General features: G+C 75.7%; 11 protein-coding genes. 5 read left to right on the top strand and 6 right to left on the bottom strand.

Annotation, left to right across the window (positions count from 1 at the left end):
* The coding region (locus ACRYR7_RS17645; protein ID WP_432573420.1) for a glycosyltransferase at positions 1-2,213 on the top strand (2,213 nt) is incomplete at its 5' end.
* On the top strand, positions 2,210-3,385 hold the full coding sequence (locus ACRYR7_RS17640) for a glycosyltransferase family protein (protein ID WP_432573419.1): 1,176 nt from the start codon (positions 2,210-2,212) through the stop codon (positions 3,383-3,385). The genes ACRYR7_RS17645 and ACRYR7_RS17640, both read left to right, overlap by 4 nt.
* Positions 3,386-3,452: 67 nt before the next feature.
* Here the strand turns inward: ACRYR7_RS17640 and ACRYR7_RS17635 are convergent, their stop codons facing one another.
* Positions 3,453-5,867, bottom strand: coding sequence for a malectin domain-containing carbohydrate-binding protein (locus ACRYR7_RS17635; RefSeq protein ID WP_432573418.1), 2,415 nt, complete (start codon positions 5,865-5,867; stop codon positions 3,453-3,455).
* Between the two features lie 229 nt (positions 5,868-6,096).
* Between ACRYR7_RS17635 and ACRYR7_RS17630 the strand changes: the two genes are divergently transcribed.
* Both ACRYR7_RS17630 and ACRYR7_RS17625 read left to right on the top strand, forming a co-directional pair.
* Positions 6,097-6,852: a glycosyltransferase family 2 protein gene (locus tag ACRYR7_RS17630; RefSeq protein ID WP_432573417.1), complete on the top strand. Its 756-nt coding sequence runs from the start codon at positions 6,097-6,099 to the stop codon at positions 6,850-6,852.
* A gap of 11 nt (positions 6,853-6,863) precedes the next feature.
* Entirely contained in the window at positions 6,864-8,270 is a 1,407-nt protein-coding gene (locus ACRYR7_RS17625; RefSeq protein ID WP_432573416.1) for a hypothetical protein, read from the top strand.
* A gap of 72 nt (positions 8,271-8,342) precedes the next feature.
* On the opposite strand, the gene ACRYR7_RS17620 is transcribed toward ACRYR7_RS17625, so the two are convergent.
* Positions 8,343-9,863, bottom strand: a complete 1,521-nt coding sequence (locus ACRYR7_RS17620) for a hypothetical protein (protein WP_432573415.1) — start codon at positions 9,861-9,863, stop codon at positions 8,343-8,345.
* Positions 9,860-11,515 carry a tyrosine-protein kinase domain-containing protein gene (locus tag ACRYR7_RS17615; protein ID WP_432573414.1) on the bottom strand — a complete coding sequence of 552 codons (1,656 nt, stop codon included), beginning with the start codon at positions 11,513-11,515 and terminating at the stop codon, positions 9,860-9,862. The genes ACRYR7_RS17620 and ACRYR7_RS17615 overlap by 4 nt, the downstream gene beginning before the upstream one ends.
* A gap of 420 nt (positions 11,516-11,935) precedes the next feature.
* On the opposite strand from ACRYR7_RS17615, the gene ACRYR7_RS17610 reads away from it, so the two are divergent.
* Positions 11,936-13,300 (top strand): lipopolysaccharide biosynthesis protein, encoded by a 1,365-nt coding sequence (locus ACRYR7_RS17610; protein ID WP_432573413.1) that lies wholly within the window; start codon positions 11,936-11,938, stop codon positions 13,298-13,300.
* A gap of 78 nt (positions 13,301-13,378) precedes the next feature.
* On the opposite strand, the gene ACRYR7_RS17605 is transcribed toward ACRYR7_RS17610, so the two are convergent.
* The 3 genes from ACRYR7_RS17605 to ACRYR7_RS17595 form a co-directional block, all read right to left on the bottom strand.
* Positions 13,379-14,392, bottom strand: a complete 1,014-nt coding sequence (locus ACRYR7_RS17605) for a glycosyltransferase family 2 protein (protein WP_432573412.1) — start codon at positions 14,390-14,392, stop codon at positions 13,379-13,381.
* A 120-nt stretch (positions 14,393-14,512) separates the two neighbouring features.
* On the bottom strand, positions 14,513-15,796 hold the full coding sequence (locus ACRYR7_RS17600) for a glycosyltransferase family 4 protein (protein ID WP_432573411.1): 1,284 nt from the start codon (positions 15,794-15,796) through the stop codon (positions 14,513-14,515).
* A complete protein-coding gene (locus ACRYR7_RS17595) occupies positions 15,793-16,602 on the bottom strand; it encodes a PIG-L deacetylase family protein (RefSeq protein ID WP_432573410.1) in 810 nt (269 codons plus the stop codon). The genes ACRYR7_RS17600 and ACRYR7_RS17595 overlap by 4 nt, the downstream gene beginning before the upstream one ends.
* Between the last annotated feature and the right edge of the window lie 76 nt (positions 16,603-16,678).

The raw sequence follows: 16,678 nt of genomic DNA, 5'->3' as shown, positions 1-16,678 counted from the left end.
CCCGCGGGGCCGGGGGGCGGGGGGGGGGGGGGGGGGGGGAGGCCGAGGGGGTGCGGGGGGGGGTGGGGCGCGCGGGGGCGGCGGCGCCCGCCCCCGCGCGCGGCACCGACCTCGTCGACGCCCACTTCGCCCTCTTCGCCTGGCTGCCGGCGCTGGTGCTGCTGCGCGACCGGCCGCTGGTGGTGCACTTCCACGGCCCCTGGGCCGGGGAGAGCACCGCCTCGGGGGCCTCCGCCGCGGCGGCCGCGCTCAAGCACCGCCTCGAGCGCAGCGTGTACCGGCGCGCGGACCGCCTGGTGGTGCTCTCGCGCGCCTTCGCCGAGGTGCTCGTGCGCGACTACGGCGTCGAGCGCGACCGGGTGCGCGTGGTGCCGCCCGGGGTGGGACTGGACCGCTTCACCCCCGACCGCGCCGGGGCGCGCGAGCGCCTGGGCGTGCCGGACGGCGCGCGCACGGTGTTCACCGCCCGCCGCCTGGTGCAGCGCATGGGCCTGGACGTCCTGCTGGACGCCTGGGCCGCGATGGAGCGCCGTCCCGGCGACCGCCTCCTGGTGGCGGGCGAGGGTCCCGAGCGCGCCGCGCTGGAGGCGCAGGTCGAGCGGCTCGGCCTGGGCGGGTCGGTGAGCCTGCTGGGGCGCATCGGCGAGGAGGAGCTCGTCGACCGCTACCGCAGCGCGGACGTGACCGTCATGCCCTCGCGCTCGCTGGAGGGCTTCGGGCTGACGGCCGTGGAGGCGCTGGCGTGCGGGACGCCCGTGGTGGTCACCGACGTCGGTGGCCTGCCCGAGGTGGTCGACGGGCTCGACCCGTCCCTGGTGGTGCCCGCCGGCCGAGCCGACCTGCTGGCGCAGCGCCTCGAGCGGGCGCTGGCCGGCGAGGTCCCGGACGCGGCCGCCTGCCGCGCGCACGCGGAGACCTTCACCTGGCCGCGGGCGGTGGCGACCCACCGCGAGGTGTACGCCGAGGCCGTGCGCGCCCGCCGCTCCGCGGGCGCCGGGAGCACGGGCGCCGGGAGCACGGGCGCAGGCACCGCGGCGGGGGCCGCCGCGGTCGAGCCGCTGTCGGTGGTCTTCGTCGACCACTGCGCGCGCCTGTCGGGCGGCGAGATCGCGCTGGAGCGCCTCATCGCCTCCCTGCCCGACGTGCGCGCGCACGTGGTGCTCGGCGAGGACGGTCCCCTGGTGGAGCGCCTGCGCGCGGCGGGCGCCAGCGTCGAGGTGCTGCCCCTGGCCGCCGACGCCCGCGACGTCGGGCGCGAGCGCGTCGGCGGGCGGCTGCCGGTCGGCACCGTCGTCGGCGCCGCCGGGTACACCCTGCGCCTGGCGCGGCGGGTGCGGCAGCTGCGGCCGGACGTGGTGCACACGAACTCGCTGAAGGCCTCGCTGTACGGCGGGCTGGCCGGGCGCCTGGCCGGGGTGCCGGTGGTGTGGCACGCGCGCGACCGCATCGCCACCGACTACATGCCCGCACCGGCCGCGCGGCTCGTGCGGGCCGCCGCGCGCGTGCTGCCGCGGCTGGTGGTGGCCAACTCCCGCGAGACGCTGGGCACGCTCGGGCTGCCCGCCGGCGCCCGCGCGGCGGTGGTGCCCGACCCCTACGCGCCGTCCGCGCCGGGTGCGGGACGGGACGGGCACGACGGGCAGGACGGGAACGGGGGGTCCGGTCGGCCGCTGCGCGTCGGCATCGTGGGACGGTTGTCGCCGTGGAAGGGGCAGGACGTCTTCCTGCGCGCCTTCGCCGCCGCGTGCCCGGCCCCGGCGCGGGCCGTCGTCGCCGGTTCGGCGATGTTCGGCGAGGAGGAGTACGCGCGGGGCCTGACGGGGCTGGTCGCCGAGCTGGGCCTGGGCGGGCGCGTCGAGCTGCGCGGCTTCGTGGAGGACGTCGAGGGCGTCCTGGCGGAGCTGGACGTGCTGGTGCACGCCTCGACCGTCCCCGAGCCGTTCGGCCAGGTCGTCGTCGAGGCGCTGGCCGCGGGCGTGCCGGTCGTCGCCACCCGCGCCGGCGGACCGACCGAGATCCTCACCGACGGCGTCGACGGGCTGCTCGTCGAGCCCGGGGACGTCGACGCGCTCGCCGACGCCCTGCGGCGCCTGGCCTCCTCCCCGGAGCTGCGGGCGCGGTTGGCGGCCGAGGGCCGCCGGCGCGCCGAGGCGTTCCGCCCCGAGAAGATCGGACCCCTGGTCCGAGACCTGTACGAAGGAGCCCGACGGTGAGCACGACGAGCCCCGCGAGCGCACCGAGCCCGACGGGCGCGCCGGGCACCGCCCCCGCCGACGCCGACGCGCGCGTGCGCTGCCACCTGGTGGGCACGGTCCAGCCCGCCGCCTGCGGCGTGCGCGACTACGGGACCCTGCTGGCCCGGGAGCTGCGCCGGCGGGGGCTGCAGGTGCAGGAGGAGTGGCTGCCCGACGACGGCCGCAGCGCGCGGCGGACGTGGCGCACCGCCCTGGACCTGCTGGCCCGGGCCCGCTCGATCCCCGCCGGCGACGTGGTGCTGTGGCAGTACGCGTCGTACAACTACGCGGCGCACGGCGTGCCGATGCCCGGCGTGCTGTTCGGGCTGCTGTGCCGGGCGCGCGGCGTCCGGGTCGTCACGGTGCTGCACGAGCTGTCGGCCACGTGGGAGCGCCGCGGCGCGGGCCGCGCCGTGCAGGCCCTCAGCCAGCGGGCCGCGCTGCTGCTGGTCCTGGCCGGCACGGACGTGCCCGTGGTGACCACCGACCAGCGGGTCGGGCAGCTGCGCAGGACGACCGGGCGGCGGGCGCGGATGGTGCCCGTCTTCTCCAACGTGCCCGTGGTCGCCGCCGGGGCCGGGGAGGCGGCCGGGGAGGCGCCCGCCTTCACCGTGGGGGTCTTCAGCTGGAGCGGGGACCTGGTGGACCCGGACCTGCTCCTGCGGGCGGTGGCGCGCCTGCCCGGTGACGGCAACCGGGTGCTGCTGCTGGGTGCTCCCGGCCCGGGCACCGCAGCGGCCGAGCGGTGGCTGCAGGCCGCGCGGGCCGCCGGCGTCGCCGGGTGCGTCGAGTTCTCGGGCGTCGTGGAGCTGGAGGACCTCAGCGTCCGGCTGCAGGAGTGCGACGTGCTCGTGCAGCTGGACAGCCGCGGGGCGAGCAGCCGCCGCGGGACGGTGGCGGCGGCCCTCGCCCACGGCAAGCCGCTGGTCACCCTCACCGGTGCGGACACGTGGGGGGCGCTGTCGGACTCCTCGGCCGTGGTGGAGGTCACCGCCGACCCCGCCGACCTCGCCCGGGCCCTGACCGCGCTGCGCCAGGACCCGGAGCTGCGCGCAGGCCTGGGCCGGCGGGCGCGCGCGTTCTACGAGGCCACGATGAGCCTGCCGTCCGCGGCGGCGTTCTTCGAGTCGCTGCTGCGCCGGCGCGCCTGAGCCTGCCCTCCTGCGCGCGACGCCCCTGCCCGTCGAACCGGGCAGGGGCGTCGCGCGTGCGGGTGGCTCAGGAACCCTTGACGACCTCGATCGCGCTGACGCTGGAGCGGTTGACGCGGTCGGTGAAGTCCAGGTCCAGGGTGCCGTCGTCGACGGTCACCCTGGCCTTGACCAGGTGCGTGGTGTACCGGCCGGCGACCTTGCCCGCGTCGACGGCGGTGGCGATGGGCGAGCCCTCCGCGGCGATGTCGAAGCTGCGCTTGTTCACCCCGTCGTAGGCCAGCTCGGTCACGTGCACGACGACCTCGTAGGTGCCCTTGGCGGCCACCGGGATCGAGTACCCGGCCGCGCCCCAGCGCTCGCTGGCGTCGGCCAGCGGCGTCGCGGAGCTGATCTTCGCGCCGCTGGTGGAGGTGTTCCCGCCGCGGAAGTGCTTGTCGGCGATCCACTTGGTGCCGTTGGCCTCGGTCACCGCGCCGCCGCCGGAGTTGATCCGGATCGCCTCGCCCGCGACCGGGGCCGGGGTCGGCTTCGGGGCCGGGGTGGTGGGCGCCGGGGTGGGCGTCACGACCGGGGCGCTCGGCTGCGTCGTTCCACCGTCGCGAAAGGAGGGCACCACCTCGATCGCGCTGATGCTGGCGCGGTTCACGCGGTCGGTGAAGTCGACGTCCAGGACGCCGTCGGTGACGTTCACCTTGGCCTTGACCAGGTGGGTGACGTAGCGGCCGGCGAGCTTGCCGGGGTCGACCGCGGTGGCGATCGCGGCGCCCTCGGCGGAGATGTCGAAGCTGCGCTTGTTCACCCCGTCGTAGGCCAGCTCGGTGGTGTGCACGACCACGTCGTAGGTGCCCTTGGCCGCCACCGGGATCGAGTACCCGGCCGCGCCCCAGCGCTCGCTGGCGTCGGCCAGCGGCGAGGCGGACTTCACCGTCGCGTCGGTGGCCGAGCTGTTCCCGCCGCGGAAGTGCTTGTCGGCGATCCACTTGGTGCCGTTGGCCTCGGTCACCGCGCCGCCGCCGGAGTTGATCCGGATCGCCTCGCCGGCGACCGGGGTCTGCGGCTGCGTCGGGGTCGGCGCCGGGGTGGTGGGCGCCGGGGTGGGCGTCACGACCGGGGTGCTCGGCTGCGGGTTCACGGGGGCGCTGCCGGCGCCGCCGATCTTCACCAGGGTGACGTCGGCGGAGGAGGAGAACGAGAACTCGGAGACGTTCTGGGCGGAACGCTGCACCGAGGTGCCCTTGGTGGGCTGGTAGGTCGCCACGGAGGAGGCCTGCGAACCCAGCTTCAGGGTCAGGTTCTGCGCGGCGGGGTTCAGGGCGCGCTTGGACTTGGTGTCCCAGACGGAGTCCTCCTGCCACACGGCGAGCCAGAAGCTGCCGTCGCGCTTCTGCAGCAGGACCTCGCGGGTGCGGTCGTTCGCCCCCTCCAGGTCGTAGGCCAGCGAACCGGCGGAGAAGGTCGCGCCCTTGTCGTTCAGCAGGGAGATCATGTTCTTCAGCGCGGTGTACGCGGGCTTGGGGCTGGCGTCGTGGCGCAGGATGCCCCAGGTCGACTCGGCGTCGGCGGTGTTGTTCGCCTCGTCCATCAGCTCGTAGATGTAGGTGCGGTCGACGCCCTTGCGCCAGGACTCCAGGAACTGGCGCAGCGTGTAGACGGCCTGCACCGGCTCGCTCACGGCGGGCTGGTTCGTCGTGGCGTTCAGCGCGGTGTTCGGGTTGCACTCGGTGGACCAGGCCGGCTTGCCGCCGGAGACGATGTTCGCCAGGCGGATCTCGGAGTCCAGGTGGGCGCTGGTCTCCATCTCGCCACCGGTGTAGTTGTGCATGTTGCCGCGGTCCGCGGGGACCTGGCCGAGCTGGGAACGGCTGCCCGCGTAGACGAGCGAGGGCGCGATGACCGGCAGGTGCGCGGTGGCCGGGTCGCTCTTGACCGCGGTGTACAGGCGCTGCTGGTAGGTGCGCAGGTTGTTCGCCCAGTTCGGGTCGCCCGAGAGGTCGTACTCGTTCGGGCCCTCGATGCTGGTGACGCTGCCGGCCAGCTTGGTCTTCAGCACGGGCATGAGCTGGTCCAGCGTGCCGGCGGGGTTGTTGGCCGCGGAGAAGGCGTCCCCGCCCAGGTTCGACCACTTGCCATTGAAGGGGCGGCCGAGCTGCAGGTTCGTCTTCACGCCCGCCGCGCTCAGCTCGTTGATGCGGTCGTAGACCCAGTCCTGGTTCACCGCGACGCCGTCGCGGATGTTGCGGATGCCGGAGTCGACCAGCTTCGTCTTCCATGCCTCGTAGTTCCCGTAGGAACGGTCGCCGTAGGTGATGTGCGTGTTGACGCCGATCGAGTTCACGAACGCGTCGGAGGCGGTGGCCTTCTCCGCGGTGACCGCGGCGCTGGCCGGCTGCAGGGCCAGCAGGGTGCAGGCGCTGAGCGCGGAAGCGGCGACGGTGACGCCGGCGACAAAGGACTTCAAACGAATCTGGGGTAGAATCATCTCACGCCTCACAAATCTGGGGGTGGCCTCGGATGACCGCCAACAACTTGGTTCTCGGGGCCCCGCCGGAGGAGCTGAAGCCCGAAGGACCCGGCGACCGAGGAGCGTTACGTTGGTTCACCCGGACGGAGCAGCGGCTGCCGGTTCACCCGCACTCCCCGTGACCGACCACCCGACCGGCCCCGTGACGGGCGTTGCGGGTGGGAGCGGTGGGGCCACGGTGACGGCCGTGCTGATCGCCCAGGACGAGGCCGAGCGCATCGCGCAGGCCGTGCGCTCCTGCCGGGCCTTCACGGACGACGTGCTGGTGGTGGACGGCGGCAGCACCGACGGCACCGTCGCCGCCGCCGAGGCGGCCGGCGCCCGCGTGATCGCCAACCCCTGGCCCGGGTACGCCGAGCAGCGGGCGTTCGCGCTGAGCCGGGCCACGGGCGACTGGATCTTCTTCCTCGACGCCGACGAGGTGGTCGGCGCGCAGCTCGCCGCCTCGGTCCGGGCGGTCGTCGCCGCCGACGGACCGCTGGACGGCTACGAGCTGCAGCGGGTGGGCGACTTCTTCGGCCGCTGGGTGGGCCCGGACACCCAGCTGCGCCTGGCCCGGCGCTCGGCGGCGTCCGTGACGCGCACCACGGTCCACGAGAGGATCGACGTCGGCGCGGGCCGCACCGGTGAGCTGAGCGGGGTGCTGTGGCACTTCGGCTTCCGCAGCACCGGCGACCACCTGCGCCGCTTCGAGCGCTACACGCAGCTGGAGGCCGAGGAACGCTACGCGCGCGGTGAGCGTTTCTCCCCCGTGAAGCTGGCCTGGCGCCCCGCCGGCCACGCCGCCCTCGAGCTCCTCGGGCGCGGCCTGTTCCGCAAGGGCACGGCGGGGGTGGCCGTGGCCGGCTTCTGGGCCGTGTACGAGTTCCTCGTGCAGGTCAAGCTCTACGAACTGCAGTGGCGGCGCGAGGGGAGCACGGCCCACGAGCCGCCCGCCGATTGATGGAGGACCTCGTGAACGACTCCCCCGCCGACGCGGCGACGAGCGCCGCACCCGCGACCGGGGACGCCGGCGGCGCCGCTGCGGCGACCGGCCCGGCCGGTGACCGGCCCGGGCACCGCTGGTCGCGGCGGCGGGTCGTCGCCGGCGCGGCCGGAGCAGCCGTCGTCCTGGCCGCCGGGGTCACCGGCGTGGCGCTGACCCGCCGGCGGGGCCACGCGCCGTGGGGGGACCCCGCGCGGGCCTTCCCCGCCCGGGCGTTCACCGACTCCGTCGGCGTGAACCTGCACATGTCCTACCTGAACACCCCGTACGGCGACCGCGGCGCCGTGCGCGACGCCCTGCGCCGGGCGCGGATCCGCCACGTGCGCGACGGGTGGGACGCCGACCGCGACGACGTCCTGGAGGCGTACCGCGACCTCGTCGCCGACGGCGTCCGCCTGGACCTCATCGTCGGGACCCCGGGCCCCGGGGGGGAGTTCTCCTCCGAGCTGCGCCGGCAGCTCGAGGGCCTGGCCGAGGAGCTGCCGGTGGGCGTGCGCACCCTCGAGGGGCCCAACGAGTACGACCTGTCCGACGACCCGGACTGGGTGCAGAACCTGCGCGCGTACCACCGGGCGCTGGCCGAGCTGGTGGACGACGGGACCGCCGGGCGGGACTACGACCTCGTGGCGCCGTCGTTCGTGCACGGCGACAGCCGCGCGGCGGTCGGCCCGCTGCCGGCCGACTTCGGCAACCTGCACTCCTACACCGGCGGTGACCACCCCACCGAGTCCCACCTCGACCGCGAGCTGGACCTGGCCTCGGAGGTGTCCGGCGACGCGCGCGTGATGGCCACCGAGACGGGCTACAACACGGCGACCGCCAACGAGGACGGGCAGCCGGGCGTCCCCGAGGACGTGGCCGCGGTGTACGTGCCGCGCCAGTTCCTGGAGAACTACCGCCGCGGCGTGGCGCGCACCTTCACCTACGAGCTGGTCGACGAGCACCCCGACCCGGATTTGACGGTCAGCGAGTCCAACTACGGCCTGCTGCGCCACGACTGGAGCGAGAAGGCCTCCTTCACCGCGCTGGCCCGCATGATGGAGCTGCTGGACGACGCGCCGGGCGAGCACGGGACCGAGGACCTGCCGCACACCGTGGAGACCTCCGCCGGCTCCCCGCTGCGGCGCCTGCTGGTGCAGAAGTCGACCGGTGAGCACTACCTGGCGGTGTGGCTGGAGGCCCCGGTGTGGGCGTACGACTCCGGCGAGGCCGTGGCCCCGGAGACCGCGCAGGCGCGCCTGGTGCTGCCCGAGGGGTTCTCGGCCCGCGCCCTGCACCGGCTGACGGGCCCGGCCCGGCAGGAGGAGCTCTCCGGGCGCGAGGTCACCTTCACCGTCACGCCCGAGGCGCAGTTCATCAGGGTCGAGCGCGACTGAGGCGGCCGCCCCCGATCCCCCGCGGGGGACCGGGGGACGGCCGCCCCGGTGGCAGGCCCCGCGGTGCGCGCGTCAGCGCCGCCGGACGGGCGCGAGCGCCGGCGCGGCCACGTGCCGGGCCGGGGCGGGGGCGCCCGCGGCGTCGTCCTGCTCGTCGGAGCGGTCCCGCGCGACCACGCCGAGGACCACCCACAGCACGACCCCGCTGACGGACGTGAACGGGTTGCCGAAGACCAGCTGGGAGACCAGGGCGACGGCCGCGGCCGCGCAGACCTTGAACAGCGGTTCCTGCTCGCGCGAGCGGGCCCACGCCGCCAGCACGGCCAGCAGCACGGTCACCAGCACGGCGGTGCCCACCAGCGGGCCGAAGGCGAAGAGGACCTGCAGGGCGCCGCCGTCGAAGTCGCCGCGCGTGCCGAGGTCGCCGGCGTTGTCGAGCTTGGTGGCCACGCCGGAGGCGCCCAGCCCCTGGCCGACCGGGTCGGCGAGGATCACGGGCAGCATCTCGACGTGGAAGGCCAGCCGCTCGGTGAAGCTGACGTCGCTGCTGCCGGACTGCACGCTGGTGTCGAAGCGCTCGGCGATGGCGTCGTAGACGGGACCGCCCAGCGCCGCCATGACCACCAGCAGCAGGGCCGTCGCGGCGATGACGGCGGCCGAGGCCTTCTTCATGCGGGTGACCAGCACGAGCAGCAGGACGACGAAACCGGCCCACGCGGCGCGCACGAGCGACAGCCCGATCCCGACGGCGCTCAGCCCGAACGAGACCCACCGCAGCGGGGAGCGCGAGGCCAGCACCAGCGCCATGAGCGCGAGCAGGACCGTCGCGAACGGCCCGGGCGAGTTCAGCAGGCTCCACACGCGCACCTCGAACGGCTCGTTGCTCCCCAGGGACCCCAGGGGGGCGTTCTCGAACCAGTAGGAGTCCCACGGGGGCAGCAGCACGAACTGCACGAGGGCGTACAGCCCCAGCACGACGCCGCCGGCCACCGCGGTGCGGGTGAGGGCCCGGCGCAGGTCCCGCGTGGACAGCTCGGAGTTGGCGATCCACACGCCCAGGGCCACCGGCGGCAGCCACTGCAGCACGTCGGCCGCCGGAGCGGCCGGCCCGGTGCGCACCACGCCCACCGCGGTCGCGTAGCCCAGGGCGACGAGGAAGACGGTGAAGGCGAGCACCGCGCTGCGGTGCACGGGGCGCACGTTGCGCAGGGCCGGCAGCAGGCACAGCACCGTGGCCAGGGGCGCGGCCACCATCACGTAGCTGACGGGGTGCCAGCCGGTCCGCCAGTCCACGACGCGGCGGACCTCGGGCGAGAGGAACCACAACCACAGCGCGAACTCGAGGAACCCGGCGTGGCGCCGCTGCAGCAGCAGCAGCGCGGCGACGCCCGCGCAGGCCAGCGGGTAGAGGTACTGGGCGATCGAGCCCAGCCCGATCAGCGCACCGGCGCACGTGCCCAGCGACAGCAGCACCGCCAGCACCGTGCCCCCCAGGGGCGTGCGATCGTCGGCGCCCGCCGGGCGGGAGCCCTCGACGGCCGCCGGGTCGGGACGGCGCAGCGCGCGCACCCTCGCGGTGACCGGCGCCGTCACCGGCGCTCTTGCGGCAGCAGGTCCCCGCTGCTGCCCGCGTCCCGGGCCACCGGGCGCGGTGCGGCGATCTCCTCGCGGGGCTCGTCGTCGCCGTAGTAGGCGACGACCTTCTCGCTGCCGGCGGAGCGGTTGACCACGATGCCCAGCAGGTCCGCGTGCGCGTTCTGCAGGGCCTCCACCGAGCGGCGCAGGCTGCGGCGGCGGGCGTCCTGCAGGGAGGTCACCAGGACGACCGCACCGACCTTGGGGGCCAGCACGGCCGCGTCGGTCACCGCCAGCAGCGGCGGGGTGTCGACGATCACCAGGTCGAAGCGCTCGTCCAGCAGGGCGAACAGGTCGTCCATCGCCGAGGAGGACAGCAGCTCGGCGGGGTTCGTCGGGCGGTTCCCGGCCGGCAGCAGCGACAGGCCCGGCACCGCGGTGCTCACGATCGCCTGGTCCAGCGTGCGGGCCATGAGCTCGCGGCGCTCGGTGGCCCGGGCGCCGCCGTTGAGGCGGAAGTAGGGCACGACGCTGGTGAGGGTGCCGGTCAGGCCGGGGCCCTGCTGACCCTCCAGCAGGATCTTCTCCAGCCCGGGGCGGCGCAGGTCGGCGGACACCACCACGGTGCGGAAGCCCGCCTGGGCGTAGGTCGCGGCCAGGTTCGCCGACACCGAGGACTTGCCCTCGCCGGGCAGCGCGCTGCTGATGAGCACCCGCTTGACGGGCTTGTCCAGCGAGAGGAAGAGCAGGTTCGAGCGCAGGCCGCGCACGGACTCGGCGAGCAGGCCGCGGGAGTCGACCTGCACCGCCAGGGTCCCCGGCTCCTTGGCCGTGCGGCGGTCGACGGGCAGCTCGGCGAGCACCGGCAGCCCGGTGAGCGCGGGCACCTCGTCCGAGCTGCGCAGGCGGTCGTCCATCTGGTCGCGCAGGAAGGCCAGGGCCAGGCCGAGGACCAGGCCGAGCAGCCCGCCCAGGACCGCCTTGGAGGCCGTCGACAGGCCCTCCGCCGAGGCGGGCGCCTCGGCCGGGGAGACGACCTGCGCCTCGCCCTTCTTCAGGCTGGCGTCGATGAGGAGGTCCTGCTGCTTGCCGTAGGAGGTCGAGTACTGCTCGTTGAGCGCCTGCACGGAGCTGTCGGTCTCGTCGGCGCCGCCGGCGCGCAGGGTGGCGAGGCGGTCCTCCAGCTCGTCGAGCTGGGTCTGGATGCCGGCGGCGGCGGCCTGCAGGGCCGCGACCTCGGTGGTGCGGTTGTACTCGATGTACGCCCGGCTCAGCGCGTTGGCGATGTCGGCCGCGCGCTCGGGGTCGTCCGCGGCGGCGGTGACGGTGACCAGGTCGCTGGAGTTGCCGGTCTGCACGTCCAGCGCGCTGCGCACGTCCTCGGCCGTGGTGCCCCCGCCCAGCTGCGCGGCGGCGATCTGCGCGACCTCCGGGCTCGTCATGACGCCGACCTGCGCGCTGTTGTAGCGGTCGGGGTCGAAGTACCCGCCGGGCGCCTCGGTGACCCGCTCGGCGGGGTCGTTCGGCTTGAGCAGTACCGTCGAAGTAGCGGAGTAGGTACGCTCCGTCAGGAAGTGCGCGCCGACGCCTCCGACCAGCCCGATCACCAGCAGCAGCGCGATGAGCCAGCGGTGACGACTGATCACCTGGAGGTAGTTGCGCACGTCCACGCTGTTGCTTCCTTTCCCCTGGGGCGGAGCACCCCGTCCTCATGGCCGGCTGCCGCAGGGGAGCCACCGGCGCTGCGGCGCAGCGCGGCCCTCCTCGCCTCGTCCGTCCCCGCACCCGGCACCGCGTTCGACGGCGTCCCCCCGGCGCGGGGCCACGGCCCACGACCCGACAACTATGTCACGACGCGGCAGCCGCCACGGCGGAAGGCGACCGAGCGGGTGACTCTCTCACAAGACCACCCCCTCGGCCCCACCGGGACCCCTCGGAGCCCCTGGACCGGCGCCGGCGGCTGGTAGCCTCCCGACCTGCCGTCCGCCCGAGCCGGGGCGAGCGCCCTGAGCGGCCCGCCCGTCGGCACGACCGCCCGGCCGGGGGTCGGCCTGTCGCGGCGGCGGACCCGTCGACCACCTGGAGGTCCCGTGGGACACCGAGGCGCGCACCGCGCCGAGCCGAGGGCCCGGCACTCGCTGGTCCGGCACCTGGTGGCCACCGGCGTGCTGAGCGTCGGCATCGTCGTGCTGAACTTCGTCACCGGCGTGCTCGTGACGCGCACCCTGGGCGCCGACGGGCGCGGTGAGACCAGCTTCCTGCTCAGCTTCGTGCAGACGGTCGGCTGGCTCGGCGCGCTCGGCATCAACGAGGGCATCACCTACGTCGCGGCCCGCGACGCGCACCTGGCCCGGCGCATCGCGACGACCGGTTCCCTGCTGACGCTGGTGCTGGGCACCCTCGGCGTCGTCGTCGCCCAGCTGCTGCTGCCCGTCCTGGCCTCCTCCCAGCCCGGCGACACGATCGAGGTCGGGCGGGTCTTCGCGTTCACCATCTACCTCAACGTGGCCAGCTCGCTGCTGCTGGCCGTGCTCTCGGGCTGCCAGGACTTCGGCGGGCGCAACGTCGTGCAGTTCCTGCAGCCGGCCGTCTACATGGTCATCGTCGTCGTGCTGGCACTGGTCGGCTCGCTCGACGTCGACGGCGTGCTCATCGCCACCGCGGCCTCCACCGCCGTGGCCACCGTCTGGGCCGCCGGGCGGATCCACCGCCGCATCGGCTTCAGCCGCCCGTCCTTGCGCGTCACGCGCGAGTCGGCGCTGTACGGGCTGAAGGTGCAGGGCTCGCTGATCGGCGCGCTCGTCTCCACCCGGCTGGCCACGGTCATCATGCCGACGGTGCTGACCTACAGCGCGATCGGCCTGTACTCCGTGGCCACCAACGTCTCGACCATCCTCATCTCGGTCGTGGGCGTGCTCGGCAACGTCGTCCTGCCCTCGGCGGTGCGCCGCGGCGGCCGCGAGGGCGCCCTGTTCGTGGCGCGCATGACCCGCGTGGTGACCTTCCTGAGCATCTGCGTCGCGGTGCCGATGTTCGTGCTGGCGCCCTGGATGCTCGGCGTCGTGTACGGCCAGGAGTTCAGCGCCGCCGGGAACACCCTGCGCATCCTGCTGGTCTCGGTGGTCCTGGGCATCGCCTCCGGGATCCTGGAGACCGGCCTGCAGGCGGTGAACCGGCCGCTGGCCGCCAGCGTGTCCCAGCTGATCGGGCTGGTCGTCACCGCGCTGGGGCTGCTGTTCACGCTGGAGCGGTTCGGGCTGACCGGGGCCGCGGGCACCGCGCTGGCCGCCGCGGCCGCCACGTTCGTCACCGCGCTGCTGATGATGCGCGCCGAACCCACCTTCCGCCTCGGGGAGGCCTTCAGCCCGCGCGGCCTGGCCGCCGACGTCCGCGAGGGCGTGCACCGCTTCAAGGGGGCGGTGCGACGGCGCCGGCCGGTGCCCAGCGCCCGCTGAGCGGCGCAGCGGTCACCACGGCGCGAGGCCCGGCCCCCCAGGGGGACCGGGCCTCGCGCCGTGGTGGGGCCGGACGCGTCAGGCGCGCACCGCGACCCGCCGCGGCAGGCGCCGCAGCAGCGTGCGCACCGCGTCCAGGCTGCCGCGCGGCAGCACGGTCAGCGGCAGCCCGGCGAGCGCCCGCGCGGACGGCTTGAGCACCAGGCTGCTCCACAGCAGCTGCCGGGCCTCGCCGCGCGGCCCCCCCTCGGCGAGGACGGAGAGCCCCAGGCCGCACCGGAACACCGCCGCCTCGCGGCGCAGCACCGGCCGGTGCTCGGCCAGCCGCGGGTCCGTCGCGAACCTGTCGTAGCAGTAGACGAACTGCCGGTCGTAGCGGGTGGTGGAGGTGATCGCACCGCCGTGCTCGCGGTAGCGGGTCAGCCGCTCGGGCACGTAGTGGGCGCCGGCGCCGTCGCGGCACGCCAGGTAGGCCAGCCAGATGTCGTAGATGGTGCCGATCTCCGGCGGGAAGTCGTCCCAGTCGACGGCGTCGCGGCGGATGACCGAGGCCATCGCGATGGGCACCGAGCGGTCCACCAGGGCCTCGGTGACGAAGGGGCGGTGCACCCCGGGGCGCATGTCCGAGCGGCGCCACATCTCGGTGCTGCGCTCCGTCGCGACCTCGTCCACGCGGCCGTCCGGGCCCATGACGTGGTGGTCGCAGAACGCCAGGGACAGCGTGGGGTCCGCCTCCAGCACGGGGACCGTGCGGGCCAGGTACCCCGGCTCCCAGGCGTCGTCGTCGTGCAGCATCGTCACGTACCGGCCCCGCGCCTCGCGGAACGCCACGAGGGCGTTCTCCAGCGCACCGACGTTGCGGCCGTTGTGCCGGTAGCGCAACCGCGCGTCGCCGTACCCGGCCACGATCCGCTCGACCTCGGGGTCGCAGTCGTTGTCGCTGACGATGACCTCGAAGTCGCGGAACTCCTGCGCGACGGCGCTGTCCAGGGCCTGCCGCAGCATGGCGGTGCGGCGGTACGTCGGGGTGATGACGCTGACCAGGGGCGTCGCCGGGTGCTCGCCGGTGCTCGCGTCGTCGGTGGGGGGCAACGGGGTCCTCCAGGGCTTGGTCGGGCGCAGCCCGCCGGTGACCGGCGCCGGCCGCCCGCGGATCCTAACGCGGCCCGGGGCGCGCCGGACCGGGAAAACCCCCGGACGGCCGACGGCGCCTCAGGCCGACGGGCCGGCCAGGTCCAGGGCGGGAGCACCCCGGTGCACGTCCCGCGCCGCCGCCGCACCGCGGTACACGCCCAGCAGGGCGTCCACGTGGCGGTGCACCGAGTAGCGCTCGCGCAGGGCGCCGGCCACCTCGGCGCGCACCGCGGCCGGCGGCGGCGACTGCAGCGCGCGCGTCAGGGCGGCGGCGAAGGCGTCCACGTCGCGCAGCGACACCCCGCTGGCGAGGGGCCCGGCCGCGGCGATCCACCCGGAGGCGCCGGCGAAGTCGTGCGCGACCACCGGCACGCCCGCCAGCAGGGCCTCCGGGCCGACCATGCCGAACGTCTCCGGCACCACGGAGGGCACCGCGACCACGGCGCTGCGGCGGCGCAGGGCGTCCGCCTGCGCGGGGGTGACCGCGCCCTCGAAGCGGGTGCGCCCCTCGATGCCGAGCTCGCGCACCAGCGCCCGCAGCTCCTCGCGGGCGCCGCCGTCGCCGGCCAGGACCAGCCGGTGCGGCACCGGCACGCGCGCCGAGGCGCGCAGCAGGACGTCCACGCCCTTGATGGCCACCAGGCGCCCGACGAAGGAGACCACCGGCAGCGCGTCGGCGTCCGCGCGCTCACCCTCCCGCTGCGCGGGCACCGCCGCGGCCGCGGTGATCGGCGGCTCGACGACGTGCACGCGCTGCGCGCCGGCGCCCTCGGAGAGCAGGTGCCCGCGCATCCACGCGCTGGGCGCCACGACCGCGTCGGCGGTGCGCGTCTGCCGCCGGAAGCGGGCGTCGAGGACCATCTGCAGCCCGAACCCCTGCACCGACATCGGGGTGCCGTCGCCGAGGCGGCCGCAGCCCAGCGAGCGGTACCCGCTGGTCAGGCAGCCCAGGCCGATCTCGCGGTCGCACACGTGCCCGGTGCCCCACTGGTAGCGGGACCCGGTGGGGCACAGCACGTTGTGGGCGGTGACGACCACCGGCCGGCCGGCCGCCAGGGTGCGGCGCACGTCCGCGCGCGGGAAGCCGTGCACGTGCACGAGGTCCACGCCGTGCGCGCGCACGTGCTCGCGCACCCGCGCCGCAGCGGCCCTGGCCTCGGCGACGGGCGGGCGGCCGCCGAAGTCGAACAGGCTCGGTTCGCGCAGCTCGGCGTCGACCAGGCCCGGGGCGAGCGGGTCGGCGCCGCCGTGCAGCAGGTGCACCTCGTGGCCGCGCCCGCGCAGCTCGGCGGTGGCCAGCAGGGCGGTGCGCTCGGTGCCGCCCCTGCCGTTGGCGTCCTGCAGGACGACCAGGACCTTCACCGCGCCACCCCCAGGTGGTCCAGCGCGCCGTCCGGGAGCAGGAACTCGTGCCGGCCCAGGAACGGGCGCACGACGTGCCCGGGCAGGGAGGCGTCGGCGCCGTCGCCCACCTGGCTCTCGTAGCAGGCCAGCGCGGCCAGCTTGCGCTCGAGCAGCTCCGCGGTGGGCACCGTCAGCGGCCGCACCTCCAGCACGCGCCGCAGGGGCTCGCGCGTCAGGCGCGCCAGCGGTCCCGCCCCGGCGCGCGGGCGCGTGAACGGCCAGTGCTGCCACAGCCACACCGGGTACTGCAGGACGCGGGGCGCCGGGCCCGGCAGGGCCGGCAGCAGCCCGGCGACGACGCCGGCGACGACGTCGTGGTCGGGGTGGCCGTCGCACGGCGGGGTGATCAGCAGCTGCTCGGTCGGCTCGGCGCGCAGCACGTCGCCGAGGCCGTCGCGCAGCGCAGCGGTGGAGCGCGCCAGCTGCCCGTCCACCAGGTCCAGGAACACCAGGTCGCGCTCGGCGACGCCCAGGGCCGCGCAGGCGCGCACCGCCTCGTCGCGGCGGCGCGCCACGAGGCGCTCCACCTCCGGCCCGCTCACCTCGTGCGAGGCGCGCCCGTCCGTGGCCACCACGACGCGCACCCGCGCGCCCGCGCGGACCTTGCGGGCGATGGTCGCCCCGCAGCCGAGGGTCTCGTCGTCGGGGTGCGGCGCCACGACGACGCAGTCCGCCGCCAGCTCGCGCTCCCCCAGCGGCCTGCCGCGCCGGGCCCACGCCGAGCGCACCGCCGCCTGCACCGGGCGCGCCGCGGCGCGCCCCACCTGTCCCACCTGCACTGCCTCGTCCCCCCACCGAAGTGCCCGGGTCCCACCCGGGTCCGCAGCGCCGCCGGCGGCG

Source organism: Kineococcus gurbantunggutensis, assembly GCF_050871925.1.
Taxonomy (GTDB): Bacteria; Actinomycetota; Actinomycetes; order Actinomycetales; family Kineococcaceae; genus Kineococcus.
Note: the sequence above shows the minus strand (reverse complement) of the source record. Positions and strands in the feature narration are given on the sequence as shown.

Excerpts from the sequence above, each read along its gene's own strand:
- ACRYR7_RS17635 (WP_432573418.1), bottom strand. The coding sequence starts at position 5,867 with ATGATTCTACCCCAGATTCGTTTGAAGTCCTTTGTCGCCGGCGTCACC.